Annotated in this window: 23 protein-coding genes, 1 pseudogene and 1 riboswitch; of the genes and pseudogenes, 20 read left to right on the top strand and 4 right to left on the bottom strand. The window is 65.7% G+C overall.

The annotated features are described in order from the left end of the window. Nucleotides 1-29 precede the first annotated feature (29 nt). The 5 genes and pseudogenes from ACRHIG_RS16595 to ACRHIG_RS16615 all read left to right on the top strand — a co-directional run bounded on the left by ACRHIG_RS16595 (nucleotide 30) and on the right by ACRHIG_RS16615 (nucleotide 7,106). Nucleotides 30-1,105, top strand: a pseudogene (locus tag ACRHIG_RS16595) (sigma-54 interaction domain-containing protein). Between the two features lie 233 nt (nucleotides 1,106-1,338). Then, nucleotides 1,339-2,421 carry an LLM class flavin-dependent oxidoreductase gene (locus tag ACRHIG_RS16600; RefSeq protein WP_489627139.1) on the top strand — a complete coding sequence of 361 codons (1,083 nt, stop codon included), beginning with the start codon at nucleotides 1,339-1,341 and terminating at the stop codon, nucleotides 2,419-2,421. Between the two features lie 49 nt (nucleotides 2,422-2,470). Further along, nucleotides 2,471-3,601: an LLM class flavin-dependent oxidoreductase gene (locus ACRHIG_RS16605; RefSeq protein ID WP_489630818.1), complete on the top strand. Its 1,131-nt coding sequence runs from the start codon at nucleotides 2,471-2,473 to the stop codon at nucleotides 3,599-3,601. A 222-nt stretch (nucleotides 3,602-3,823) separates the two neighbouring features. Then, nucleotides 3,824-6,196, top strand: coding sequence for a TonB-dependent receptor (locus tag ACRHIG_RS16610; RefSeq protein WP_489627140.1), 2,373 nt, complete (start codon nucleotides 3,824-3,826; stop codon nucleotides 6,194-6,196). Between the two features lie 74 nt (nucleotides 6,197-6,270). Continuing rightward, a riboswitch (FMN riboswitch) is annotated at nucleotides 6,271-6,432 on the top strand. Between the two features lie 170 nt (nucleotides 6,433-6,602). Next, complete coding sequence (locus tag ACRHIG_RS16615; RefSeq protein WP_489627141.1) at nucleotides 6,603-7,106, top strand: 6,7-dimethyl-8-ribityllumazine synthase; 504 nt, start codon at nucleotides 6,603-6,605, stop codon at nucleotides 7,104-7,106. Nucleotides 7,107-7,176: 70 nt separating this feature from the next. Here ACRHIG_RS16615 and ACRHIG_RS16620 read toward each other — a convergent pair whose 3' ends face one another. Continuing rightward, nucleotides 7,177-8,229: an ABC transporter substrate-binding protein gene (locus tag ACRHIG_RS16620; RefSeq protein WP_475414988.1), complete on the bottom strand. Its 1,053-nt coding sequence runs from the start codon at nucleotides 8,227-8,229 to the stop codon at nucleotides 7,177-7,179. Nucleotides 8,230-8,457: 228 nt separating this feature from the next. On the opposite strand from ACRHIG_RS16620, the gene ACRHIG_RS16625 reads away from it, so the two are divergent. The 9 genes from ACRHIG_RS16625 (at nucleotide 8,458) to ACRHIG_RS16665 (ending at nucleotide 16,398) form a co-directional block, all read left to right on the top strand. Then, nucleotides 8,458-9,216, top strand: a complete 759-nt coding sequence (locus tag ACRHIG_RS16625; protein ID WP_475414989.1) for a class II aldolase/adducin family protein — start codon at nucleotides 8,458-8,460, stop codon at nucleotides 9,214-9,216. A 148-nt stretch (nucleotides 9,217-9,364) separates the two neighbouring features. Beyond that, nucleotides 9,365-10,342: a PhnD/SsuA/transferrin family substrate-binding protein gene (locus tag ACRHIG_RS16630; protein ID WP_489627142.1), complete on the top strand. Its 978-nt coding sequence runs from the start codon at nucleotides 9,365-9,367 to the stop codon at nucleotides 10,340-10,342. Beyond that, nucleotides 10,306-10,437: a hypothetical protein gene (locus ACRHIG_RS16635; protein WP_489627143.1), complete on the top strand. Its 132-nt coding sequence runs from the start codon at nucleotides 10,306-10,308 to the stop codon at nucleotides 10,435-10,437. The genes ACRHIG_RS16630 and ACRHIG_RS16635 overlap by 37 nt, the downstream gene beginning before the upstream one ends. Nucleotides 10,438-10,447: 10 nt before the next feature. Next, nucleotides 10,448-11,290, top strand: coding sequence for an ABC transporter permease (locus ACRHIG_RS16640; protein WP_489627144.1), 843 nt, complete (start codon nucleotides 10,448-10,450; stop codon nucleotides 11,288-11,290). Between the two features lie 64 nt (nucleotides 11,291-11,354). After that, complete coding sequence (locus ACRHIG_RS16645; protein WP_489627145.1) at nucleotides 11,355-12,050, top strand: ABC transporter permease; 696 nt, start codon at nucleotides 11,355-11,357, stop codon at nucleotides 12,048-12,050. Beyond that, on the top strand, nucleotides 12,043-13,308 hold the full coding sequence (locus ACRHIG_RS16650) for an MFS transporter (RefSeq protein WP_489627146.1): 1,266 nt from the start codon (nucleotides 12,043-12,045) through the stop codon (nucleotides 13,306-13,308). The genes ACRHIG_RS16645 and ACRHIG_RS16650 overlap by 8 nt, the downstream gene beginning before the upstream one ends. Next, nucleotides 13,305-14,186 (top strand): ABC transporter ATP-binding protein, encoded by an 882-nt coding sequence (locus ACRHIG_RS16655; RefSeq protein WP_475414994.1) that lies wholly within the window; start codon nucleotides 13,305-13,307, stop codon nucleotides 14,184-14,186. The genes ACRHIG_RS16650 and ACRHIG_RS16655 overlap by 4 nt, the downstream gene beginning before the upstream one ends. 33 nt (nucleotides 14,187-14,219) lie before the next feature. Continuing rightward, nucleotides 14,220-15,293 (top strand): ABC transporter substrate-binding protein, encoded by a 1,074-nt coding sequence (locus ACRHIG_RS16660; protein WP_489627147.1) that lies wholly within the window; start codon nucleotides 14,220-14,222, stop codon nucleotides 15,291-15,293. 211 nt (nucleotides 15,294-15,504) lie between these two features. Further along, a complete protein-coding gene (locus ACRHIG_RS16665) occupies nucleotides 15,505-16,398 on the top strand; it encodes an ABC transporter substrate-binding protein (RefSeq protein ID WP_489627148.1) in 894 nt (297 codons plus the stop codon). A 19-nt stretch (nucleotides 16,399-16,417) separates the two neighbouring features. Here ACRHIG_RS16665 and ACRHIG_RS16670 read toward each other — a convergent pair whose 3' ends face one another. After that, nucleotides 16,418-16,540, bottom strand: a complete 123-nt coding sequence (locus ACRHIG_RS16670) for a hypothetical protein (RefSeq protein WP_489627149.1) — start codon at nucleotides 16,538-16,540, stop codon at nucleotides 16,418-16,420. A 161-nt stretch (nucleotides 16,541-16,701) separates the two neighbouring features. On the opposite strand from ACRHIG_RS16670, the gene ACRHIG_RS16675 reads away from it, so the two are divergent. The 4 genes from ACRHIG_RS16675 to ACRHIG_RS16690 are packed head-to-tail and all read left to right on the top strand — an operon-like array spanning nucleotide 16,702 to nucleotide 19,764. Beyond that, nucleotides 16,702-17,511, top strand: a complete 810-nt coding sequence (locus tag ACRHIG_RS16675) for a hypothetical protein (RefSeq protein WP_489627150.1) — start codon at nucleotides 16,702-16,704, stop codon at nucleotides 17,509-17,511. Beyond that, entirely contained in the window at nucleotides 17,487-18,743 is a 1,257-nt protein-coding gene (locus ACRHIG_RS16680) for a polysaccharide deacetylase family protein (RefSeq protein ID WP_489627151.1), read from the top strand. The genes ACRHIG_RS16675 and ACRHIG_RS16680 overlap by 25 nt, the downstream gene beginning before the upstream one ends. After that, nucleotides 18,704-19,399 carry a tetratricopeptide repeat protein gene (locus tag ACRHIG_RS16685; protein ID WP_489627152.1) on the top strand — a complete coding sequence of 232 codons (696 nt, stop codon included), beginning with the start codon at nucleotides 18,704-18,706 and terminating at the stop codon, nucleotides 19,397-19,399. The genes ACRHIG_RS16680 and ACRHIG_RS16685 overlap by 40 nt, the downstream gene beginning before the upstream one ends. A gap of 2 nt (nucleotides 19,400-19,401) precedes the next feature. Beyond that, the gene (locus ACRHIG_RS16690; protein ID WP_489627153.1) at nucleotides 19,402-19,764 is read left to right on the top strand and encodes an immunity 22 family protein; all 363 of its coding nucleotides are present in this window, start codon (nucleotides 19,402-19,404) and stop codon (nucleotides 19,762-19,764) included. On the opposite strand, the gene ACRHIG_RS16695 is transcribed toward ACRHIG_RS16690, so the two are convergent. Beyond that, nucleotides 19,743-20,972, bottom strand: coding sequence for a response regulator (locus tag ACRHIG_RS16695; RefSeq protein WP_475415000.1), 1,230 nt, complete (start codon nucleotides 20,970-20,972; stop codon nucleotides 19,743-19,745). The two genes, ACRHIG_RS16690 and ACRHIG_RS16695, sit on opposite strands and share 22 nt — an antisense overlap. Before the next feature lie 95 nt (nucleotides 20,973-21,067). Between ACRHIG_RS16695 and ACRHIG_RS16700 the strand changes: the two genes are divergently transcribed. After that, entirely contained in the window at nucleotides 21,068-23,137 is a 2,070-nt protein-coding gene (locus tag ACRHIG_RS16700) for a TonB-dependent receptor (RefSeq protein WP_489627154.1), read from the top strand. Between the two features lie 17 nt (nucleotides 23,138-23,154). Beyond that, the gene (locus tag ACRHIG_RS16705; RefSeq protein WP_489627155.1) at nucleotides 23,155-23,700 is read left to right on the top strand and encodes an RNA 2'-phosphotransferase; all 546 of its coding nucleotides are present in this window, start codon (nucleotides 23,155-23,157) and stop codon (nucleotides 23,698-23,700) included. Here ACRHIG_RS16705 and ACRHIG_RS16710 read toward each other — a convergent pair. After that, nucleotides 23,687-24,826, bottom strand: coding sequence for an aldo/keto reductase (locus ACRHIG_RS16710; RefSeq protein WP_489627156.1), 1,140 nt, complete (start codon nucleotides 24,824-24,826; stop codon nucleotides 23,687-23,689). The two genes, ACRHIG_RS16705 and ACRHIG_RS16710, sit on opposite strands and share 14 nt — an antisense overlap. Between the last annotated feature and the right edge of the window lie 7 nt (nucleotides 24,827-24,833).

Raw genomic sequence — 24,833 nt, forward strand, 5'->3', positions numbered from 1 at the left:
CGCTCGTCGCCTTCCGCGACCCGCAGCAAATGAGCTTGCTGGTGCGCGCCACGGCCTTTGTTTTTGCCGATCCCCGTTCGCGCCAGTTGCACGAGCTGATCGAGCGCATCGCGCCCAGCGAGGCGACGGTGCTGATCACGGGCGAGACGGGGACGGGAAAAGAGCTGATTGCGCGCCACGTGCACGGCTTGAGCGGGCGCGCCGAACAGACTTTCGTGGCGATCAACTGCGGCGCGTTTTCCGAAACCCTGGTCGAGAGCGAACTGTTTGGCTATGAAAAAGGCGCATTTACGGGCGCGCAGCAGGGCAAACCGGGCTGGTTCGAGACGGCCAGCGGCGGCACCCTGTTCCTCGACGAGATCGGCGACTTGCCGCTGGCGATGCAGGTCAAGCTGCTGCGCGTGCTGCAGGAGCGCGAAGTGGTGCGCCTGGGCGCGCGGCGCGCCATCCCCATCGACGTGCGCCTGATCGCCGCCACCAACGTGGACCTGGCCGAAGCCGTGCGGGCCGGGCGCTTCCGCGAAGACCTGTATTACCGGCTACAGGTGATCGGCCTGCCGCTGCGCCCCTGCGTGAGCGCCCGGGCGACATCATGCCGCTGACGCGCCACTTCATGGCCATCTATGCGCAGCGCCTGCACCTGGGCGAGGTGGAACTGGGCCTGGACGCGCAAGAGGCCTTGCTGGCCTATCCATGGCCGGGCAATATCCGCGAACTGGAAAACGTCATCCACCGCGCGCTGCTCGTCTGCCGTAGCGGCGTGGTGCGCGCCGAGGACCTGAGTTTGTCTGGCTGGCACCGCGCTCCGGCGCCCGCGTCCGCCCCTGTGCCCGTGCCGGACGCGTGGGCCGGCGGCGCCGACATCGCCTACGCGGCCCACGGCGCAGCGGGCCAGGACGATTTGCTGGCCGCCGAGCGCTTTGCCCGCGCCTGGCAAGCCTTGCTCGACTCGGGCGAGGCCGTGGAATTCGAAGCGATGCAGCAGGAACTGGTGCGCGCCGCGTGGGAGCGCAATGAACGCAACCAGGTGCGCACGGCGAAACACCTGAACCTGAGCCGCAACATCCTGCGCACCTTCCTGAAAAAGGCGGGCGCCATCGACTAGCCGCGCGACTACTTTCCTGGAGCCGGACCCGCAGCAATGCGGCGCCGGCTTTTTTCATGGCTGCTGCGTGCGCAGCACATTGCTGCCGTGGGCGCAGCCGATTGCTGCGCAAGCAGCAGCTTCGGGCGTCGCTGGCTCTCCGACGCCTGGCATGTTTTCTGCGAGGAGGGAAGGGCAGGCCGCTGCGCCAATGTGCAGCGGTGTTTTCTTCGACCCACGACAGGAGTCCATGCATGACCATCGAATTCATCTGGCAATTGCCCACCAGCGGCGACGGCCGTTATGCGGCGCCCGGCATCACGCGCCGGGGCGAACGGGCCGCTGGCGTGCCCAGTCCCCTGCAGGCGGGCGTGAGCGACCCGCGCGGCGCGCGTCCGCCCTTCAATTACTTCGACTACCTGCACCAGATCGCCCGCGCGGCCGACCTTTCCGGCTTTGACGGCATCCAGATACGCCACGATACGCAGGGCGATGAAAGCTGGATCGTCGCCGGCTACCTGGCCCGCAGCACGCGCCACCTGAAGCTGATCGCCGAATTCGACGCGGCCTGGGGTTCGGCCGTGTACGCGGCAAAGAACGCCGTCAGCTTCCAGCGCTTCACGGGCGGGCGCTTCGCCTGGCAGATCGGCCACGGCGGCGATGCGGCAGCGCGCCGGCGCCGGGGCGATGCGGCGCCCGATGCCGACATTCTGCCCCGCATCGATGAATTCATCACGGTGGCACGCGGCGTGCAAAGTACGTCGCCGTTCAGCTTCAAGGGCAGGTTCTTCGAAGTGCAGGATGGCGGCTTCAAGGGCCCGCTGGCGAACCATCCCGTCAACGGCATCTACCTGACGGGCGAAAGCCCCGAGGCGCTGGCCCTGTCGGCGCGCCAGGCCGACGTGCACGTCTTCGATGCGGCGCCCGTGGCGGACTTGCAGCCTTCCATCGGCGGCCTGCAGACGCAGGCGCGCCAGCTGGGCCGCGCCGTGGCGGCGGGTTTGCGCATCGACGTGCTGGCCCGTGAAACGTTCGACGAAGCCTTGCGCGACGCGCGCCGTTACCGCAGCGGGGCCGGGCTGCCTGACGATGCGCCCTTCGATGACCGTGCCGCCGCCTTCTGGCCCGGCTTTGCGCAAGCGCAAACGGGCGCCCACGGGGCCCTGGTGGGCAGTTATGCGCAGGTCAGCGCCGCGCTGCAAGCGTACGCGCAGGCGGGCGTGTCGAGCTTCGTGCTGGCGGCCATCCCCCATTTCGAGGAAGCCTACCGCATCGGCGAACACGTATTGCCAGCCTTGCGGGCATCGTTGACGGCATCCGCGCTGCAAGCGGCTTGAATCCAACTTATTAAGGAGTACTCCACATGGCAATCGATTTTTCTGGCGCATCCCCACACATGGCGAACCGAGTTCGCACCGCGCCCGCACGCCGTTTCGCGGCGACTGGTTCCCCGGCAATGACAACCTGCGCCAGGCCGGCCTCGGTGGCGGCGGCGCCGACGGTTTTACGTATATTGACTACCTGGCGGAAATCGCCCGCGCGGCCGAACTATCGGGCTTCCAGGGCGGCCTGATCCCGTCGTTTCCCATGACGGATGAACCATGGGCCATTTCCGCGCTGCTGGCGCGCGAAACGCGCACCTTCCGCTTCATGATCCCGTTCCAGCCCGGCTTTCTGAACCCCGTGGTGGCCGCGCGCATGACGGCCAGCCTGCAGCGGGCCACGGGCGGGCGCGCCCTGTACAACGTGATCACGGGCGGCGGCGGCCCGGCGCAGCTGTGGTGGGGCGATGCGGCCGGCCACGACGACCGCTACACGCGCACGACGGAATTTCTCGACGTGGTGCGCGGCGTGTGGCGCGGCGGGCCGTTTTCCTACCAGGGCAAGTTCTACCAGGTGGAAGACGCGGGCCTGGCCACGCCATTGTCGGAGCAGGACTTTCCCGAGATTTACTTTTCCGGCTCGTCCGACGCGGCCCTCGGTTCGGCCTCGAAGCACGCCGATTACTACCTGACGTGGCTGGAACCGTTCGAGCAGCTGCGCGAGAAATTCGCCCGCGTGCATGAAAAGACGGCGCTGCTGGGGCGCAAGATCAAGTGCGCCGTGCGTGTCGACATCGTCGCCCGCGCCACGGAGGAAGAGGCGTGGGACGAGGTGCGCAAGGGTTTTGACGCCGTCGATGCGGCCACCCTGCGCCAGTTCCTCGGTGCCGATGGCGGCGATTCCGTGGGCGCGGCGCGCCAGCGGGGCAACCGCCCGACCACCTTGAACAGCTACAAGGACCTGATCACGGCGCCGAATATCTGGTCCGGCTTCAACCTGCTGCGCGGCGGGCAGACGCAGGGCATCGTCGGCAGCTACCAGCAGGTGGCCGAACGCCTCGATGAACTGGTGCAACTGGGCGCCGACGCCTTCATCCTGGCCAGCACGCCGCACCTGGAAGAAGCGTACCGCGTGGGCGAGGAAGTGCTGCCCCTCGTGCGCGGTCACACGGCGGCACTGCTGCGCGCCGCCTGATCCTTTCCCCTGTTGCCGCGACAGCAGCGCCACCGCCTGCTGTCGCGCAGGCAGCACGCGGCACCGGCGCTGCTGCCAAATCAACAGCGCTATCATCACGATAGTCTTCCTTTGAAATCAAACACTTAAGTTCTATTTTGCTGCGCTGCGGCAGCGGGCATGCGCCTTGCAATACTGGTCATCACCATCTCGCGTTTTGACTTTACTCAAGGATAATCACCCATGCGCCGTTCGACTGCTCCCGCCGACTCTTCCCCATTTCCTTTCCACCTGACGCCAGTGCGCCGCGCGCTGCGCTCGGCCTTCGCCATCGGCGGCCTGATGCTCGCCCCAGGTCTGGCCCATGCGGAAACGCCTGGCGCCGATGTCATTGCCGCGGCCGACGCGAATGGCGCTGGCGAGGGCGCCTCGCTGCAATCGGTGACGGTGACGGCGCAAAAGCGCGAGGAATCGGCACAGAAGGTGCCCAGCGCGATTACGGTGTTAGGCGGCAAGGAGCTGCTCGACACGGGTATCGGCCGCTCGGCCAGCGAAATCCTCAATTACGTGCCGAACGCTTCGGCCGGCACGCAGCAGCACGGCCGCCCGCGCTGGTGGATACGCGGCGTGGGCGCGGGCCAGCAGCAGGTGGACTTTCCGAATCCCGTCGGCTTCTACCTCGATGACGTCTACATCAGCAATTCCAGCGCCACGGGCTTTCCCCTGTTCGACCTGGACCGGGTGGAAGTGCTGCGCGGCCCGCAAGGCACCCTATGGGGCAAGAACACGACGGGCGGCGCCATCAACGTGATCTCGCGCAAACCCTCGTTCAAATCCAGCGGCTACGCCAAGCTCGACTACGGCAGCTACGACACCACCGTGGCCGAAGGCGCCATCGGCGGCGCGCTGGTCGACGAGGTGCTGGCGGGGCGGCTGTCCTTCCATACGGAGCAGCAGGACAGGGGCCGCTTCCACAACCAGTTTACGGGCGAGCGCGATGGAAAGCTCAAGGACAGCGCCATCCGCGGCCAGCTCAAGGCCCTGATCGGGCGCGACCTGACGGCGAACCTGAACCTGCATTACCGCGATTACACGACCAAGGGCGCCACCACCACCGTGGCCAGCTACGGTGCCAATGGCGTCTACCGCAACGGCTACGTCCCCAGCACCAATCCCGACGACGTCAGCACGAATGCGCCGGCCGACAGCGACGTGAAACAGGGCGGCGCCCAGCTGAACCTCGAATATGCGCTGGGCGAACTGACCCTCACTTCCATCACGGGCTATGAAAATTTCAGGAACGAAGCCACGGGCGACAGCGACAATACGCCGCTGGAAGTGGGCCGCAGCCGCGCCAAGGCCAGCAGCCGGCAAGTGTCGCAGGAGCTGCGCCTGACGTCGCCGCAGAACGGCGCCGTGAGCTGGGTGGCGGGCCTGTTCTACTTCAATGAAAAGATCGACGCCGATTCGGCCGGCGCGCGCCTGCCCAACGGCACGGTGCCGGCGCTGGCGGGCAGCACCCAGCCCGTCGGCTACAACCGCACCATCTACCAGCACAAGGCGCGCAGCGCGGCCATCTTCGGCAGCACGACCGTCAACTTCAGCGAGCAGCTGCTGTCCACGTTCGGCCTGCGCTGGACCACGGAAACCAAGGACCTCGATTTGCGGCGCGTGCAGGCCGCATCGAACACGGTGACGTTCGGCGACGCGGCCAACTGGTGGAACACGGTCCGGGGCGGCAATTACACGGCCGCTTCGGTGGCCAACAACAATTTCACGTCGAATCCATCGACCACGTGGAACGCGCTGACGTATGACGTGACGCCCGAATACCGCTTCAGCCGTACCCTGCGCGGCTACCTGAAATACGCGCATGGCATCAAGTCGGGCGGCTACAACACCAGCGCCACGGACGTGCGGGCATTGAACACGGTCAAGCCGGAAACCCTGAACTCGTTCGAGGTGGGCATCAAGTCCGAATGGCTGGACGGGCGCCTGAACTTCAACGCCAACGTTTTTCACTATGATTACAAGAACGTGCAGGTGAATATCACGGGCGTGTACAACGGCGACCCCACGCAAAGCGTCAATTACCTGCAGAACGTGCGCAAGGCCCATGTCAACGGCGCGGAATTCGAGGTCGAGGTGCAGCCGACGGACAACCTGCACGTCAACGCCAACCTGGGCCTGCTGCGCACGGAATTCGACGATTTCGCCATCCAGAACAATGGCGGCGACCGCTCCGGCAACGAATTCGTGCGCTCGCCCCACGTGACGGCCCTGCTGGCGGCCGACTACCGCTACCCGCTGGGCAATGGCGCGCAGCTGGTCTTCAGCGGCGACGTGCGCTACACGTCGAAGCAGTACTACTATGTCGACCCGCAAAATGCCGCGCGCGACCTGCTGAACCAGGGCGGCTTCGCGCTGGCCAATGCGCGCCTGTCGTACGTGCTCCCGGGCGGCAAGCAGCGCATCACGGCGTATGCGAACAACCTGGCCGACAAGGTCTACCGCAACCACACGCTTACCAGCTTCGTGCCCGGCGCCGTCAACGGCGACACGGTGATCATCGGCCAGGGCCGCACGGTGGGCGCGTCGTACGCGCTGCAGTTCTGACCGCGCAGGGCAGAGGCAGGGGCGATATGCTATAGTCGCCGGGCATGGCTGCCGCACCCGCTGCGCTGGCCATGCAACGTTCTCAGGGCGGGGTGCGATTCCCCACCGGCGGTAATGGCATGCGTGCCTAGCCCGCGAGCGCTTGCCGGCACGGTCTTCGGGCCATGACGGCAAGGTCAGCAGACCTGGTGTGATTCCGGGGCCGACGGTATAGTCCGGATAAAGAGAGAGCGGGATGGCATCATTGTGTCGACGCCGGCATCCGCCCGGCGCATGGACGGCCTCGCCGTCGGTGCGTCTGCGCGCGTGCCTGCATGCGCAGTTGGGCGTGGCTTTCATGTGCCCGTCATATCCCCTTCGATCCGATGCCCTGTTTTTATCATTCTTGAAAACAGGAGTCTTTTATATGTCACAAGCATCACACGCAACACCAGCCAAACGCATCGCCTTCATCCAGGCGGGCTGGCACCGCGACATCGTCGCGCAATGCAGGCTGTCGTTTATCGCGGAAATGGCCGCGCTGGGCTTCGCCGAGAGCGATATCGACGTCATTGACGTCGCCGGCGCCTTTGAAATCCCCCTGCATGCGCAATTGCTGGCCACAAGCGGCCGGTACGCGGCGATTGCCGCTTCCGCCCTGGTGGTGGACGGCGGCATCTACCGCCATGATTTCGTCGCCGATGCCGTCATTTCCGGCATGATGCAGGTACAGCTGGCGACGGGCGTGCCCGTGCTGTCGGCCGTGCTGACCCCGCACCACTTCCATGCGGGCCAGGAGCACCAGGCATTCTACTTCCAGCACTTCAAGGTCAAGGGCGTGGAACTGGCGACGGCCTGCGCCGCCACCATCCATTCGCTGCAGCGGCTGGCGCAACCGGCCAGCGTGCCGCAGGCGGCGCTGGCAGCCTAGCAGCCGGCCTGCCGTGAATCGATAGTGCCCGTGGGGCCAGCACATGTTGCCATGTGCTGGCCCCATTTCCTTATGCCGCCTGCCGCAGCAGCGCGTCGAGCCTGCGCTGCGCCTCTTCCAATGGCCGGCGGTCGATCCAGCTGTCGATATCGACGTCGCGGTCGAGAAAACCGTGCTGCAATTGAAAATCCTTCTGCTGGCGGAACAGCGCCACCTTGTCGTCGGACAGGTCGGGCGCCAGCGTCAGGTGAAAACCGTCGCGGTAGGCTTCGGCCACGGCGTCGGCGCCGGCCCGCGTCTCGCCCTGCAGGATGGCCAGCACATCTTCTTTGTGGCTGCGCGCCCAGTGCGCGGCGCGCAAGGTCTGCGTCAAAAAGCGCACGACCAGCTCGAAATGCTGTTCCAGCATGGATGCATGCACGGTGATCGGGCGCGGCGTGCCGTTGTTGACGCGGAAGCGCCGGTCGGGCAGGGCGTCGATGTCGATGCCCACTTCCAGCCCCGCCGCGCGCGCCGCCTCGGCCGCCGCCGCGCCTTTCACGTAGACGGCGTCGACTTCGCCGCGCAAGAGCGGCGCGATGCCTTGCCACAGGCCCGCGCCCAGATTGGCCGATGCCTGGGCGTCGCCCCCCACTTCCACCAGATGCACATCATCGAGCGTGAGGCCGGCCGACGCCAGCACGCCCTTGTAGCCGGCCAGGCTCATGCCGCGCGCGATGCTGCGCCCGCGCCGGTTCTCGCGCAAGTCCTCGGCGCGGAACACGGGCAGCGCCAGGCGCTTGCCCTGCAGCTGCGCGGCCGTGGCGATGCCGGAACCCGGGCGCACGAGGATGGCTTGCCATTCGTCGATCCAGGTCAGGCCGATCAGGCGCGTGGGCGCCCCTTGCGCGCGCGCGGGCAGGGCCAGCAGGTTGCCGCCTTCGCGCACGAGCGTGGACAGACCATGGTCGTAGTGGTGGCGCGCCAGCTCGCCGCCCACTTCCTGCAGCGTCTTCAAGGCGATGCCGTCGCGGGCGAATTCCTCGTCCAGCCAGCCAAGCTTGTAGGCCAGGCCCGTGGCCGTGGGCACGGGGCAGCGGGTGAACCAGACGGTATCGACGGCGGGGGCGGTTGCGGTAGTCATGGGATTCTTTCGTGGTGGGTGGAGCCTGGAAGCGTGCAGGAACCGTGCCCGCGCCGCTTGCTGGCTTGCCGACAGCCGCTGTGCACAACGCTGCTGCCGCGCCAGCAGCCGCTGTTGTGCAGGCAGCAGCGCTCCGCCATTTGTGCGGCCCCAGCGCTGGCACGCGTCTTGCGAAAGTAGACGGTAGACGAAACCCGGTCTCAACATCTTTACCGAATGGAGCATGACATGACGGACGTGGCACAAGCACAAGCACCAGAGCAAGTACAAACCCAGGAGTTGACGGCGGCCGAACTGGCCTTCGTGGAGCAGGTGCGTCGCGATGCGCAGACCGCCTTCGACGGCTTGCGCGAGACGGGCAGCCTGACGGCCAACGGCACGGTGGGCTTTGTCGAGCGCACGCCCGGCGGCGACAAGGTCGTGGTGGTCAACGACCCGGGCCCGTTCCGCCGCGGCCAGCCTCTGAAGGCGGCCGTGCTGGCGCTGGACGGCACGGTGCTGCTCGGCGACGCGAACAACGGCGGCGCACGCTATTTGAAGCTGTTCCGCGAGCGGCCCGAGGTCACGTCGATCTCGCACGTGCACTCGCCGTCCTTGGGCGCGTGGGCGCAGACGCACCGCACCCTGCCGATCCGCTACGTGCCCGTGCAGCGCTTCCAGCTGATCCGCGAAATCCCCATCTATATCGACCGCCGCCAGCCGGAAGTCGATTTCATCCTCGGCGAAATCGCCCGCAATACGCATGCCACGGCCATCCTGGAAGCGAATGGCGGCGCCACCGTGTGGGGCAAGCAGGGCTTGCTGAAGCTGGCCGAATTCATCCTGCTGCTGGAAGAGGGCGCAAAAATCCAGATCGCGGCCGAAGCCATCGGCGGCTCGCGCGACTTCGGCCCGGGCGTACTGCTGCAGCAATGGAAGATGAGCAAGCTGATCGACACGGCGCGCGCGCTGTCGCTCCTGCCTGCCACCGACCTGGTCAACACCTGACCAAACCTGCTGCGCGTCGCGCCTTGCGGCCTGTGATGCTCGCTGTGCATGTGCACAGCTGCGCTTCTCGGCCACAAATCGCTGCCGCTCGCGACGGTTTTGTCAGGTGTCGTTGTGTAAAAAATATTTAATTAAGAACAGGCCCCAGATGTCATTGAAATTCTTACGTTTGCGCTGGCGCAAAGTATTCGCTGCCGCCGTGGCGGCCAGCCTGCTGGCGCCAGCCATCGCGGCGGCCGCCGATCCGCTGCCGGCCGCCGTGCGCATCGCCGTCGTGGCGCGCACGGCATCGTCCGGCAAGACCGTGTTTGCCGGTTCTGCCGCCCAGGTGGCCGCGCAAGGCTGGCTGGCGGCCGAACTGGGCAAGCTGGGCGTGAAGCTGGAATGGGTGCCCGTCACCACCAATTCCGTGGCGACGCAAGTCAACGAGGCGTTTGCCAACCACTCGATCGACCTGGCCCAGTATGGCGACCTGCCATCGATCATCGCCAATGCCTCGGGCTTGCAGACGCGGCTGATTTTGCCTGGCGGCAGCTTCAGCAACACCTACCTGGTGGTGCCGAACGGCTCCACGGCGAAGTCGATCAAGGAGCTGAAGGGCAAGAAGATCGCCCTGCACCGGGGGCGGCCATGGGAATATCCGTTCGCGCGGCTGCTCGAAGCGAATGGCATGACCTTGCGCGACGTCAAGATCCTCAACCTGAACCCGCAGGCGGGCGCGGCGGCCGTGGCGACGGGCGGCGCCGACGCCCTCTTCACCCTCAGCGACGCCTTTTTGCTGGAAGATAAAAAGGTCGGCAAGATCATCTGGTCCAGCAAGGCGCCGCCGCAGGACTGGAAGATGCGCGCCGAACTGTGGGCCGACAGCGGCTTCCTGCAACGCTGGCCGCAACTGGCCCAGCTGGTGGTGACGGCGTATGTGCGCGAGCACCACCGGGCCGCCGGCACCGGTGGCGAAGACGAGTACGTGCGCACGGAGGCGTCCGCGGGCCAGGTGGAAAGCGTGGTGCGGCGCGAGCTGGCGGGCGACCATACGCCGTGGCAGGCGCGCTGGTCCCCCTGTTTACGGCCAGCCTGCGCCAGCATTACGTGGGCGAGGCGGCGTATGCGAAGAGCGCGGGGCTGATCGGGCGTCCGCTGCAAGTCGACAGCCTGTTCGCGCCCCAGTTCGTCAACCAGGCGCTGACGCAGCTGAAGCTGCAAACCTACTGGTCGCCATGACGGAGCGCGCATGAATACTCTCGTCAACGCCATCGCCTTGCCGCGTGCTCCCGCGCCGGCGCGTGCCGCGCATGGCCCGTGGCTGCAGCGCTTTGTGCGCTCGCGCTGGTCCGTGTGGGCCTCGCCGCTCGCCTTGCTGCTGCTGTGGACGGCCGCCACCACCTTCGAATGGATGCCTGCGCACATCTTGATGTCGCCCTGGCAAGTATTGCTGACGGCGGCGGACCTGGCCGAAAGCGGAGAATTGGGCCAGCACCTGGGCATCAGCCTGTTCCGCCTGCTGGCCGGTTTCGGCCTGGGCGCCAGCGCGGGCCTGGCCTTCGGCGTCGTGCTGGGTTTGTCGCCTGGCTTGCGCAGCTATGTCGATCCCACTTTCAATGTCTTGCGCCAGTTGCCAACCGTGGCCCTGATCCCTTTGTTTATCTTGCTGTTCGGCATAGGCGAGAGTTTCAAGGTGTTTATCGTGGCCAAGGCCAGCTTCTTCATCGTGGCGCTGGCCGTGCATGACGCCATCCGCAACCTGTCTCAGCGCTATTTTGAGGTAGCGCAAGTGTATTGCTTTTCGCGCTGGCAGCGCATCTGTTTCATCGTCCTGCCCGCCATCGTGCCGGCCGCGCTGACGGGCATGCGCATCGCCCTGTCGCGTTCGTGGATGGTGCTGGTGGGCGCGGAATTGCTGGCTGCCGACAGCGGCCTGGGCCAGATGATGGAAATGGGCCGGCAAATGTTCCGCCTCGACGTGGTGATGGTGGGCGTGGTGCTGACGGGCGTGATCGGCTTTGGCCTGGACCGGGCGTGCCATGCGCTGGAGGCAAGATTGATGCGCTGGAAGCGTAATGGGGAGTCCGCATGAGGCAGCGTGTAGTGTTGGTGATCAAGGGCGCGCTGCTGCCGCTGGCCTTGCTGGGCGCCTGGCAATGGGCATCGGGCCAGGGGCGGCCGCCGCCTACATCTTCGTCTCGCTGGGCGATCTGGCGCACAGCCTGCGCGACCTGGTCTTGACGGGCGAACTGTGGGTGCATCTGCGCGCCAGCCTGGGACGCACGCTGGCCGGCTTGCTGCTGGGCGGCAGCGCCGGCATCGTCACGGGCGCGCTGATGGCGCAGTCGCCGCTGGCGGACCGCCTCATCGGCCCGCTGTTCCACAGCATCCGTCAGGTCCCCCTGTTGGGCCTGATTCCACTGCTGGGCTTGTGGGTGGGCAATGGCGACGGCGCCAAGCTGCTGGTGATCGCCATCGCCGCCTTTTATCCTACCGTGCTCAACACGTATGCGGGCATGCGCCAGGTGGAGGGGAGATTACGCGAAGTGGGGCAGGTGCTGACCCTGACGCGCTGGCAGACCTTGCGCCAGATTCTGTTGCCGGGCGCCATGCCGGCCATCGTCACCGGTGTCACGCATGCGCTGGCGTTCGCCTGGCTGGCGTGCCTGGGCGGCGAACTGCTGTTTGCGGCCGGTCCCGGCATGGGTTCCTTGCTGCTCAATGGCGAAGTGTCGGGCCGCATGGACGTCGTCCTGCTGGCCGTGCTGGTGATCGCCTTGCTGGCGCAAGCGATGAACGTGGCGTTTGCGCGACTCGCGCGTCTGCTGGTGAAGGGGCGCAGCAGTGAGTAAATCCCTGCCATTCCAGCCCGACGCGGCCGTCAGTGCCCGCGAAGGGGAGCTGCGCGCCTTCCTGCTGCGCTTTATCGGCCTGACCTTGCTGTCGGGCGTGACCATCGGCATGAACAAGGTGCTGGCCACCTTGCTGGGCTTGCATTTGCACGTGAGCAATTTCCAGCTGGCCGCGATCAGCAGCGCGGAAACCCTGGCCATGGCGTTGGGCACCATTCCTGCCGGCTATATCTTGTCGCGCGGCAATCCGAAGCACCTGTACGCGGGCGTGAGCCTGAGCCTGGCGCTGGCCTTTTGCGTGCTGCCGTGGCTGCCCGGCTGGCAATGGGTGGCCCTGCTGATGTTTCTCGTGGGACTGTGCATCTCGCTGCGCATCGTGGCCATGAGCACGGTGTTTCTCGTGCGCCTGCCGGAACTGGGGCAGGGCAAGGCGGGCTGGTACAAAGGCACATTAATCCTCGGCATGCAGTTCCTGGGGCCTTTGTGCGGCAATTACCTGATCGCGCAGCTGGGCCTGAAGGCGGGCTTCCTGATTTCCGCCCTGATGTTTGCCATCCTGGCCGTGCTGGGCTGGCAAGTGTTGCCTGACAATACGGCACCCCGCAAGCAGGCGGGACAGGGTGCGCTGCCCGGTGCGGCCGGCCTGCGCGAACTGCTGCGACTGCCCATCGTGCGCGTGACTTACCTGTTCGAAATCCTTGCCAGCTTCACGGCATCCAGCGTGGGCGTGTTTTCCATCCTGCTGGCCATCCGCGTGCTGCACTGGCCTGCGCACCACTCCGTCTGGCTGATGGCCGTGCAGGGACTCAGCTGCGTGCTGGTGCTGCTGTTCCTGGGGCGCTTCGTGCTGGCCAGCCGTTACCGCGAGCAACTGTATGGCGGCGCCCACCTGGCCATCATGGCGGCCTTGCTGATCCTGGGCCTGTGGCCGTCCAGCATCGCCTACCTGGGCGCCTCCGTGCTGCTGGGCCTGGGCCTGGGCGTGAATAACCTCGTCAATACGGACAATATCGCCCGCGCACCTGTCGACAAGGCCCGCGTTTCCGCCCATCTGACCCTGTTCGGCATGGTGGGCGGCACGGCTGGCGCGCTGGCGGCCGGCCATCTGGCCGACGTGACGGGCTTGCGCAATGTATTTCTGATCTGGCTGTTTCCCTGGCTGGCCGCCTGGCTCTGTTTCCACGGCATCCGCTGGCTGCGCCGGGCGCCTCCGGCCGCCATTCCTTCCCTCGCCCCCACCGTAGAGAGCGCACCATGAATGATTTTGTTTCCCCCTCGACCTTGCTGCCGCAGCGGCAGCACCTGAACGGCGGCTTGCAAGTGCAGCACGTGAGCAAGTCGTTTGCGCTGAAAGGCGCGCCGCTGCTGGTGCTCGACGATATTTCCCTGACGATCGCCCCCGGCGAATTCGTCGCCATCGTGGGCGCGTCCGGTTGCGGAAAATCCACCCTGCTGCGCCTGCTGGCGGGTCTCGATACGGAGTACACGGGCTTGCTTCTGCACGATGGCGTGCCGATCCGTGGCACGGACTTGCGCCGGGGCCTCGTGTTCCAGGACCACCGTTTGTTTCCGTGGCTGACGGTGCAGCAGAACGTGGCCGTGGCCTTCAGCAATACCCGTGTGCCGCAGGCCGAGCGCGACGCCCGCGTGGCGGCGGAAATCGCGCGCGTGGGCCTCGACGGCTATGCGGATGCCTATCCGCATCAATTATCGGGCGGCATGTCGCAACGGGCGGCGATTGCCCGCGCCCTGGTCGGGCGGCCCGACGTGCTGCTGCTGGACGAGCCGCTCGGTGCGCTCGACGCGCTGACCCGCTTGCGTTTGCAGCAGGAATTGCGCCGCCTGTGGCAGGACGAGGGCATCACCATGGTGATGGTCACGCATGACATCGATGAAGCCGTCTACCTGGCTGACCGCATCGTCGTGCTCGATGCGCGGCCGGGCAAGGTGCGCCGGGTGCAGGACGTGCTGCTGGCCCACCCGCGCCAGCGCGGTTCGGCCGGCTTTGTCGCCATCCGCGACGGCTTGCATGCGGATTTCAGCGACCTCGACGATGCGCACGCGCCCGTGGCGCAGGAAGTGGATCCCAGCATCTTGTGGGATGGCAATGAATGGGCGCGCAGGATGGCGCTGTAGTTTTTTTGATATCCATCAACCTGGAGAGACAGCATGAGCAATGAAAGTCAGGCAGCAAACCAAGCACTCGACACCCTGTGGTACACGCGCTGCCCCGTCCCGACGGGCCTGGGCATTTCCCTGCAGCAAGGCTGGCTGGAAGAAGCCTTGCGCGCCGACGGTACCAGCTTGCGCTCCTTGCGCGAGTCGGAGCAGGAAGCCGTGCGCGAATCGCATTTCGACCATACCCTGCAGAACTCCGTGCGCCACGGCGGCAATATTCCCGCCCTGTGGGCGCGCGCGGCGGGACGCGACACGCGCGTGATCGGCCTGTCGTGGTCGGACGAGACGCAGCTGATATTGACCCTGCCCGACAGCGGCATTCAAACGGTGCGCGACTTGAAGGGCCGGCGTTTCGGCTTGCCCCTGTGGGCCAGGGCGCAGATCGACTTTGCGCGCGCGCAAGCCTTGCGGGGGCTGGAAAATGCGCTCAGCCTGGAAGGGCTGGCCGTGTCCGACGTGGAACTGGTCGATTATGTGATCCAGGCGGGCCAGAGCGAGACGGCGCCGGATCGGGGCGCGGCAACGAATCTGTTCAGCGGCGCGCGGCGCGGCGGGCAAAGCCCTGAGCTGCTGGGCTTGCTGCGGCGCGAGGTGGATGCCATTTTCCTGAAAGGTGCTTCGGCCGCCCAGCTGGCCCAGCAGTTCGGCTTGCACACGGTGATCGACACGGGCAGCCACCCGGAACCGTTGATCCGCGCCAACAACGGCACGCCGCGCACCCTGAGCGTCGATGCGCACCTGCTCGACCACCATTTTGCTTCCGCCGTGACCCTGGTGAAGCAGGTGCTGCGGGCCGAAGCGTGGGCACGCGGCCATGCGGACGAGACGCGGCGCTTCCTGGCGCGCGAATCGAATGCCAGCGAGCACTGGGTGCAAGTGGCCTATGGCAAGGATGCCCATCTGCGCCTGGACACGGATCTGGCGGAAACGTCGATCGCCGGCTTGCAGGATTTCAGCGACTTTTTGTTCCGCTGGAACTTCCTGCCCAGCAAGGTCGACGTGCGCGCGTGGATCGATCCCCGTCCTTTCGACGCGGCGCTGGCGCACACGCGCCGCGCGGCCTGAGCGGGAAGCACGTCAACGGTGGCCATGTTCGATGATGAGGAGAATGCGATGCGGCGACGCACGGTGATGGGCGGGCTGGCCTTGCTGCCCCTGGCGGGAAAGGCGGCCTCGGCTGCGGCGAAAACGGGGGGCGCCGCCGGCGGCCCTGCGCATCGCCTCGACGGGCTTTGCGGAAAACGGCAAGGCGGAACTGGGCGGTATCGCTTACCGCGTGCAGCAGGAAGGCTGGCTGGCCCGTGAACTCAAGCTGCGCGGCGTGCGGCTGGAATGGCTGCCCGTCACGGGCGACACGGGCGCGACCATGAACGAGGCGTTCGCCAGCGGGCGCATCGACATGGCCGCGTATGGCGACCTGCCGTCCGTCATACTCAACGCAGGCGGCGTGCGCACGCAGGTGATCGTGCCGGCGGGGCGGGGCACGGACCAGTTCTTGCTGGTACCCACCGCCTCGCGCGCCACGTCCCTGGCCGACCTGAAGGGCAAGCGCATCAGCGTGCACCGGGGCCGGCCGTGGGAGCTGGGCTTGCGCCAGCTGATCGCCGACCAGCGCATGTCGCCCACGGATTTTCGCCTGATTAATATGGATTTGAAGCCGGGCACGGCCGCGCTGGCCACGGGCGCCGTCGACGCCTTGTTCATGATCAATGGCTATCCGCTGGAAGACAAGGGCATCGGCCGCATCATCTGGTCCAGCAAGGGCTTGCCGGAGAGGAAAATGCGGGCGGAACTGTGGGCGCGGCGCGACTTTACGCAAGCCCATCCCGATATCGCCGAACTGGTGGCCACGGCCTGGCTGCGGGCCCAGCATTGGGCGGCGCTCGATGGCAACCGCGAGGCGATCATCAAGGATGGCACGCGCAACGGCACACCGGACAGCGTGGTGCGGCGCAGCTACGACGATCCGGGCCTGCAGTGGAAGGAGCGCTGGTCGCCCCTGTATGACGACGCCGTGTACCGCCATTACCGCCGGGTACTGGCGTTTGCGCAGGAACAAAAGCTGATCCGTCAGCCGTTGACGGCGGAAGAGTTGCTGGAACCGCGCTTCGTGGCGGCCGGCTTGAAAAAGCTGGGTCTGGCCAATTACTGGGAACCGGCCAAGGTGTAGTCCGGCCGCAGGGCGTGGCTCAGTGCGGCAGGCACACGCGCCCAGCCACATTGGCCACGCCATCGCCCGCATGCGCGCGCAGTTGCAGCAGCATCAGGGCCACGCCCAGCATCAGCGCCGCAGCGCAGAGTTTCTTGTGCATCGTCTTTCCCGTTTTCACTTCATTGTGAGTTTGCGGCCGTATTATTGCTCAAATTCAGTGTGCGGGATGAGCATTTTGCCAAGCGTGCTCTACAATTATGCATCTTGCGCATCCGCGCCATCTGAATGTAATGCATAGTATGTGAAGGGAATGACAAGCCTGTGACTTCCAAGCCGATCAAGATCGCCGCCACCGTCGTCGTGGCTCTCGCCGCTGGGGCCGGCATTTATAGCTATACCCGACCGGCCGCCACCGCCACCGCCACGCCGGGCGCCCCGGCCTCGGGCACCCCGGCCGCCGCGCCGCATTCCGGCGTCGACACGGCCGCCGTGGCCGCCCAATTCCGCGACTTGCTGGGCAATTTCCGCAAGATCATCGTGCTGCTGGCCGACGAGCAAAGCTTGCCCGAAGGGGCGCGCGACGAAGCCCGTAAAGTGGGGCAGGCCCTGTTCCATGAAAACCAGGAACGCATCGCCAAGCTCGATCTTGCGCTGGATCAATTGACGGCGTCCACCAATCCGGGCCGCTTCGAGGCGCTCGACAGTTTATTGACATATATCGAATCCGACCCGGGCCTGTACGACGCCGACCGCCTGGCTTTCCGCGAGCTGCTGCAAAGCATGCTGGCCGACGTGGCCAAGGATTCGTCCTTGCCGGCGATCAAGCTGCACAAGCGCATTTCCGAGGATCTCGACGCGCTGGGCGAGATCGAGCGCAATTACGAAAAGGAAATCCGGCAAATTTTCGGCAACCTGGGCCAGCGCGCCATCGAACTCAAGCGCGAACGGTGGGACGATTACGTGGCGCAGCTGAAAAAACTGTACAGCCGCGAACAGATTCTCAAGGAAAACGGCATCGTCGTGCCGTATGCTGTTCCTCCCGCCGGCTCCATGCCCGAAGCCAAGCCGGCGCCAAAAAAGATGAGGCGGAAATCTTCGGCCTGGGCTTGCCGAAGAAAACCATCGTGCTGACCTTCGACGACGGCCCGCACCGCCGCTACACGGAAGAAATCAGCGCCATCCTGAAACAATATGGCGTGCCGGCCGTGTTCTTCAACGTGGGCCGCAACCTGGGGTCGCTGGACGCGGAAGGCCATGCCAAGCTGGGCGCGGGCGCGGAAGTGAGCCGCAAGCTGATGAAGGAAGGCTATGCCGTGGGCAACCACAGTTTCAGCCACGCACAGTTGTCGAAGCAGACGGGCGATAAGCTGAAAGGCGAAATCCTCGGCACCGACACTTTATTGAAAGCCATCAGCCCCGAGCGGGCCGCGCTGTTCCGCTTTCCGTATGGCGCGCGCAACAGCGAAGGCATGGCCGCGCTGGCCGATGCGCATCTGAAATCCGTGATGTGGAATATCGATTCGCTGGATTGGGCCGATCCCGTGCCCAGCTCGATCACGAACCGGGTGCTGGCGTCCGTCGACAAGGCGGGGCGCGGCATCGTGCTGTTCCACGACATCCATGAACGCACGGTGAAAGCCTTGCCGGCCGTGCTGGACAAGCTGATCGCCGAAGGCTATCAATTCGCGGGCTGGGATGGCACCAGCTTCCAGGTGGCGAAAAGCTCGGCGCCGGCGCCGGAAAAAGTACCCGTCACCACGGGCTACGCCAATTCATGGGCCGTCGTGATCGGCATCGATGACTACGCGAAATGGCCGAAACTGCAATATGCGGTGCGCGACGCGCAAGGCATCCGCGAGACCCTGATCGAAAAATTCGCGTTTGCGCCCGAGCGCGTCGTGACCCTGAAGAATGGCGAGGCGACGCGCAATAACATCCTGGCCGCCTTCCATGACAAGCTGGCCCATGGCGGCGTGCAAAAGAACGACCGCATCTTCGTCTTCTTCGCCGGCCACGGCGCCACGCGCAAGCTGAGCTCCGGGCGCGACCTCGGCTACATCGTGCCGTTTGATTCCGACCCGGCGCAGTTCGCCACGGATGCGATCCCGATGACGGAAATCCAGAATATCGCGGAGTCCTTGACGGCCAAGCATGCCTTCTTCGTGATGGATGCCTGCTACAGCGGCCTGGGCCTGACGCGCGGCGCCGGTTCCAGTTCCTTCTTGCGCGATAACGCCAAACGCATCGGCCGGCAAATGCTGACGGCCGGCGGCGGCGATCAGCTGGTCGCCGACGGCGGGCCGAACGGCCACTCCGTGTTCACGTGGACCCTGCTGCAGGGCCTGGCGGGCAAGGGGACCTGAACGGCGACGGCCTGATCACGGCCACGGAACTGGCGGCGTATGTAGCGCCGGCCGTGTCCAGCGTGTCGAACCAGACGCCCGCGTTCGGCAGCCTGCCTGGTTCGGAAGGAGGCGATTTCGTCTTCGAATTGCCGGGCGAGACGGAATTCCTCAGCCCGAACACGACCCAGCTGTCGACGGAAGCCATTGCCCTGAACAGCAAGCTCGACGCCAAGCCGCAAGCGGCCAGCGTGACGGTGAAGGATTTGCAGGGCGGCGAACAGAAGATCGTCACGCCGGGCGCCGTACCGACCTCGACGCGCCAGCTGGCGCAGCGGGCCAACGACCGCGGCTTGCAGCTGTACAAGGAGAAACAGTACGCGCAGGCGGAAGCGCAATTTACGGAAGCGCTGAAATTGCGTCCCGACTTCGCGCTGGCGGCCAACAACCTGGGCTTTGTTTTCTACAAGCAGGAAAAATACCGCGAAGCGGCCCGCTGGTTTGAAAACACGGTCAAGATGGATCCGTCGCGCGCCATTGCCTATTTGAACCTGGGCGACGCGTATGCCAAGGCCGGCGATGCCGCGAAGGCGAAAGCCGCCTATAAAACCTATCTGGAACTGGCGCCGACGGCCTCGACGGCGCCGGCCGTGCGGCAAAAGATGGAGAAGCTGTAAGCGTGTCCACCGTCCACGTATTTGCCTGCAGCGGCCGCTTTGCCAGCTGGGAAGCGCTGCAGGCGTTCCTGGCGCCCGCATACACGGACGATGGCGATGCCGTGCCGTCGCCATTCTGCCTGGAAACGGGCCTGACGCGGTATGAGCCGGCCTGCATCGAGAGCGCGCTGCTGGCGTCGCCCGCGCCGCTGGCAGAGCTGCTCGATGGCATGTCGTACGCGGACAGTTGGCTGGCGCAGGCGTGCGCGGACGCGCAGGGCGTGCTGGCCGATACTGTCGTGTGCGTGTTTGCGCCGAATCAACTGGCGCATCCGCAGCGCAGCTCGCTGCACCACGTGGGCAGCTATGTCTGCGACGGCGGCTGAGCCTCATTTCCGCGTTGTTCATGTATGAGCTTGTTGACGCTGGCCAGCAGGCTGGTGCCCGAGGTGGTGATGAAACGGGCGCCCGCCGCCTGCGCTTCCGTGCCATAGCTTGCCAACGTATCCTTGTTGCAATAGACGATGATCGGTAATGCGGGCTGCGCCTGCCGCACTTCGCGCACCGTGCGCACGCCCGCATCCTTGACCCGGCGGCCGTTTTCCACCCTGGCCATGTCCGTGATGAATAGCGCGTAGTGCTTCTGTTGCAGCATGGCCAGTGCCTGCCGCGTCGACACGGCCTGGTCCACCTTGATGTTTTCCCGCTCCAGCTGCTCCATCAGCAAGGTATTGTTGCGCGGATGGTCGTCCAGCCACAACACGAGGCTGACGGGCCGTTGCGCCGTCGGCGCGGCGGCCAGGGCCGTGACGGCGGCGGCGCCATCGGGCGGATGCGCCAGCAGCAGCTGCGTGACGGCTTCCTGCATGTCGTCGAGCGACTTTTGCTGTAAGCGGCTCAGTTCCGTCACTTCGATTTCCTTGCCGCTTTCGAGGCGCACGGATTCGTTCTTGACGAGGCTGTCGGCCCGCTTGATCATGATGGACAGGTAAATGCGCGTGAGCAGGTAGCCGATCAAAAAACCATGCACGGAAAAGAACAGCATGATGCCGCCGACGATGGCCATGGCCGTGGGCGTGTCCGTGGCCAGGCTGGGCGCGATGAAGGCGGCCATGCTGCGCGCGCTGCCGGGCAGGCTTTTGAGCTCGATCAAGCCCACGCCGACGATGATTTTCGTCAGCCAGTCCGACACTTCCACCAGGTTTGAATTGATTTCCATGGGCGTGGGCGTGCCCAGGAACAGGGTATTGCTGGGGTTGCCGGTTGCCGCGTCGGCGCTTGCCGGGGGCGGCTCGTCCGTGGGACGGCTTTTGCCATTGGCCAGCTCGTCGGGCGGGGCGGCGTTGACGGTGCCCGAGGGCAGACTGCGCGGTATGCCGAACAGAAAGCCCAGCAGCATGCCGCTGACGCAAAAGCCCAGGCTCCACAGCAGGGCCGGCACGGCGTGGTAGTAGGGCGGCAGCAGGGCGCCCGCCAGCACGGCCAGCAAGCCCGCCAGCAAGATGAACAGCAGGATATAGGGCAGCACGTCGCGCTTGCGCACGACCGCCGTGACGCTTTTGCCCGCCTTGCCGCTGCTGTCGCTCAGGTCCACGGTCGCTCCTTGAAAAATGCTGAATCCAGGCAGCCAGCCTGCCGCGTATATATCCCGTAGGAGCCTGTACTGACATCATAAAAAGGGGAGACGCGATGCGGTTGATAAAACGCAAACAGCTGGCAGCTTGTGCCTTGTTGCTGCTGACCGGCGCCGGCAAGGCGGCTGGGCCGGAGGCCGCATCGTCCACCGATGCGTCGCGTACCGTGCGCGTGACAGGCCATTATGACAACGCCGTTGGCACCTCGGATGCGGCCAGCCAGGGCGTCATCACCAATGAGCTGATCGTCAACCGGCCCGCCTTGCGCACGGGCGAATTGCTGGAATTCGTGCCGGGCCTGATCGTCACCCAGCATAGCGGCGACGGCAAGGCCAACCAGTATTTCCTGCGCGGCTTTAACCTCGACCATGGCACGGATTTCGCCACCTACGTCGACGGCATGCCCGTCAACATGCGCACGCATGCGCATGGGCAAGGTTATTCGGACCTCAATTTCCTCATTCCCGAGCTGGTGCAGCGCATCGATTACAAGAAGGGGCCGTATTTTGCCGGCGAAGGCGACTTCGCTTCGGCCGGCGCGGCGCGCATCCGCCTGGCCGACAAATTGCCGCAAGGCCAGGCCAGCGTGTCCGTGGGCCAGCACGGCTATGTGCGGGGCGTCGTGGCCGATTCCGTCGCTGCCGGCCCCGGCACCCTGCTGTACGGCCTGGAAGTGAACCGCAACAACGGCCCCTGGGATGTGCCGGAGCGCGTGCGCAAATATAGCGGCGTGCTGCGCTACAGCCAGGGCACGCAGGACGACGGCTTCAGCGTGACGGCCATGGCCTACAAGAATAGCTGGAACGCCACGGACCAGGTGCCGCTGCGCGCCGTGGAGTCCGGCCAGATCGGCCGTTTCGGCTCGCTCGCGCCCAGCGACGGGGGAGATACGTCGCGCGCCAGCCTGTCGTATGCGATGCGCCAGCGCACGGAAAATCGCCTGTTCGAGTTTGACGCGTACCTGATCCGCTCACAGCTGGAGCTCAACAGCGATTTCACCTACTTCCTGGCCAGCCCGGCCACCGGCGACCAGTTCCAGCAAAGCGAGCGGCGCACGGTGGCCGGTGTCAACGCCAGCGAAAGCTGGGCCACGGAGCTGTTCGGACTTCCCCTGCGCAACAAGCTGGGCGTGCAGGCCCGTTATGACCGCCTGTCGCCCGTGGGACTGTACAGCACGGTGGACAGAGTGCGGCAAGCCACGGTGCGCGAAGACACGGTGCGCGAGGCCAGCGTCGGCCTGTACGGCGAAAACACGACCCAGTGGCTGCCGTGGCTGCGTTCCGTGGCGGGCGTACGCTACGACGCCTACCGTTTCAATGTGGCCAGCAGCATAGCCGGCAACAGCGGTGCGGCGAGCGACCACGTGGTGTCGCCGAAACTGTCCTTGATCCTGGGGCCGTGGAGCAAGACGGAGTTTTTTGTGAACTACGGCAAGGGTTTCCATAGCAACGATGCGCGGGGCACGACGCAGACGCGCTTGCCCGATGGCTCGCCTTCCGCGCCCGTGACGTCCCTCGTGCCGAGCAAGGGCATGGAACTGGGCGCGCGCACGGAATGGCTGCCGGGCCTGCAAAGCTCGCTGGCCCTGTGGCGGCTCGATCTCGCGTCGGAACTGCTGTTCGTGGGCGACGCGGGCGAAACGCAGCCCAGCCGTGCCAGCCGCCGCCACGGCATCGAGTGGAACAACCATTATGTTGCCGCGCCGTGGCTGCTGTTCGACCTGGACCTGGCCGCCTCGCGCTCGCGCTACACGCAAAACGATGCAGCCGGCAATTATATTCCTGGTTCGATCGACAGGGTGGCGTCGTTCGGCGTGACGGTGACGGACCGGGGCCCGTGGTCGGGCGCCTTGCAGCTGCGCTACTTCGGCCCCCGTCCCTTGATCGAAGACAATAGCGTGCGCTCGGCCTCGACGACCCTCGCGTATGCGCGCCTCGCTTACCAGCTCAACCGCAGGACGCGGCTGTCGCTCGACGTCTTCAACCTGTTCAACAAGCGTGCCAGCGATATCGACTATTACTATGCGTCGCGCCTGTCTGGCGAGGCGGCGGACGGGGTGAATGACCGGCATTTTCACCCGGTCGAACCGCGCTCCGCGCGCCTGACCTTGTCGTATGCGTTCTGATAACGGTAAACTGGGGCATGACCGATCACCTAGTACAAACCAGTAAATTCCTTTCCCTCATACTGCGCCATGCGCCTGAAAAAATCGGCCTCGCACTCGATGCCCAGGGCTGGGCCGACATCGGCCTGCTGCTGGCGCTGGCAGCCCGGCATGGGCGCCACCTTTCCCGCGAACAATTGGATGACGTGGTGGCGCGCGACAGCAAGACGCGCTACGCCATCAGCGACGATGGCTTGCGCATCCGCGCCAACCAGGGGCATTCCTTGGCCGCCGTCGATATCGCCTTGCCGCCCGCCACGCCGCCCGCCATGCTGTACCACGGCACGGCCAGCCGCTTTGTCGAGGCGATCCATGCCGCCGGCTTGCTGCCTGGAGCGCGCAAGCACGTGCACCTGTCGTCCAGCCGCGAAACGGCCGTGGCCGTGGGCGCGCGCCATGGCAAGCCCGTCGTGCTGACGGTCGATGTGGCCGCCATGCAGGCGCAGGGCCACGTGTTTTATGTGTCCGACAATGGCGTGTGGCTGACGCAGGCCGTGCCGGTAGAATTTATCAGCTTCCCCTGAGGACAGGCCGAGCTGCGGCTTCCACGCCCGAATAGGCGAGCACGGCATCGGGCAGGCGCGCGCCCCGGATGGCGATGGCGGCGATCGATTGATTCAGTTCGCTCAGTTCCGCCGGGGTAAAACGCACGCCAGCCGCGCCCAGGTTGTCTTCCAGGTGCGCCATCTGCGTGGTGCCGGGAATGGGCACGATCCATGGCCGCTGGGCCAGCAGCCAGGCCAGGGCGATACGGGCCGGTGTCGCCTGCTTGCGCGCCGCCCAGTTTTTTGCCAATGTCACCAGCGCCAGGTTGTGCGGCATGTTTTCCGGTGCAAAGCGCGATTCGACCTGGCGGATGTCGCCCTCGGCAAAACGGGTTTTCGCGTCGATGGCGCCCGCCAGGAAGCCCACGCCCAGCGGGCTCCACGGCACGAAGCCGATGCCCAGCTCTTCGCACAGGGCCAGCACGCCGTCTTCCGGCCCGCGCCACAGCATCGAGTATTCGCTTTGCACGGCGGAAACGGGCAGGGCCGCATGGGCGCGCCGCAGGGTGTTCAAGCCCATCTCGGACAAGCCCCAGTGCAGCACTTTGCCTTCGCGCATCAGATCCTGCACGGCGCCGGCCACGTCTTCGATGGGCACTTGCGGGTCGACCCGGTGCTGGTACAGCAAGTCGATGCGGTCCGTGCGCAGGCGTTGCAGCATGCCGTCGACGACCAGCTTGACGTGATCGGGGCGGCTGTTGGTGCCGGGGCGGCGCTCGCCCGTCTGCTGGTCGATGTTCCAGCCGAACTTGGTGGCGATGACGATGTCATTGCGGAATGGCGCCACGCCTTCGCCCAGAATCCTCTCCACCTCGTGCGGGCCGTAGGCTTCGGCCGCGTCAAACAAGGTGACGCCCCGTTCGTAGGCCGTGCGGATAATTCTATGCATTTCAGGACGGCTGGGTATCGTCGTCTGGTAGCTGCGGCTCATGTTTTGCACGCCCAGGCCCAGGCTGGACACTTCCAGCGTGCCCAGCTTGCGGCGGCCCGCCACCGTTGCCCGCAGAGCCTGGTCTTGCGCCTGGGCGATCAATGGCGTGGCGGCCAGGCTGCCCGCCGCCAGCAGGAAACCGCGGCGGCCCGTGCTTGTATCTTTTGTTGGCATGTGTGTT

The sequence above is a fragment of the Janthinobacterium sp. C22 genome (genome assembly GCF_057919405.1).

Bases quoted from the DNA above. Each gene is read 5' to 3' on its own strand.
- ACRHIG_RS16630 (WP_489627142.1), top strand. From the start codon at position 9,365: ATGTCATTGAAATTCTTACGTTTGCGCTGGCGCAAAGTATTCGCTGCC.
- ACRHIG_RS16710 (WP_489627156.1), bottom strand. From the start codon at position 24,826: ATGCCAACAAAAGATACAAGCACGGGCCGCCGCGGTTTCCTGCTGGCG.
- ACRHIG_RS16625 (WP_475414989.1), top strand. From the start codon at position 8,458: ATGACGGACGTGGCACAAGCACAAGCACCAGAGCAAGTACAAACCCAG.
- ACRHIG_RS16655 (WP_475414994.1), top strand. From the start codon at position 13,305: ATGAATGATTTTGTTTCCCCCTCGACCTTGCTGCCGCAGCGGCAGCAC.
- ACRHIG_RS16620 (WP_475414988.1), bottom strand. From the start codon at position 8,229: ATGACTACCGCAACCGCCCCCGCCGTCGATACCGTCTGGTTCACCCGC.
- ACRHIG_RS16645 (WP_489627145.1), top strand. From the start codon at position 11,355: ATGGGCATCGGGCCAGGGGCGGCCGCCGCCTACATCTTCGTCTCGCTG.
- ACRHIG_RS16700 (WP_489627154.1), top strand. From the start codon at position 21,068: ATGCGGTTGATAAAACGCAAACAGCTGGCAGCTTGTGCCTTGTTGCTG.
- ACRHIG_RS16610 (WP_489627140.1), top strand. From the start codon at position 3,824: ATGCGCCGTTCGACTGCTCCCGCCGACTCTTCCCCATTTCCTTTCCAC.
- ACRHIG_RS16705 (WP_489627155.1), top strand. From the start codon at position 23,155: ATGACCGATCACCTAGTACAAACCAGTAAATTCCTTTCCCTCATACTG.
- ACRHIG_RS16640 (WP_489627144.1), top strand. From the start codon at position 10,448: ATGAATACTCTCGTCAACGCCATCGCCTTGCCGCGTGCTCCCGCGCCG.
- ACRHIG_RS16615 (WP_489627141.1), top strand. From the start codon at position 6,603: ATGTCACAAGCATCACACGCAACACCAGCCAAACGCATCGCCTTCATC.
- ACRHIG_RS16670 (WP_489627149.1), bottom strand. From the start codon at position 16,540: ATGCACAAGAAACTCTGCGCTGCGGCGCTGATGCTGGGCGTGGCCCTG.
- ACRHIG_RS16660 (WP_489627147.1), top strand. From the start codon at position 14,220: ATGAGCAATGAAAGTCAGGCAGCAAACCAAGCACTCGACACCCTGTGG.
- ACRHIG_RS16600 (WP_489627139.1), top strand. From the start codon at position 1,339: ATGACCATCGAATTCATCTGGCAATTGCCCACCAGCGGCGACGGCCGT.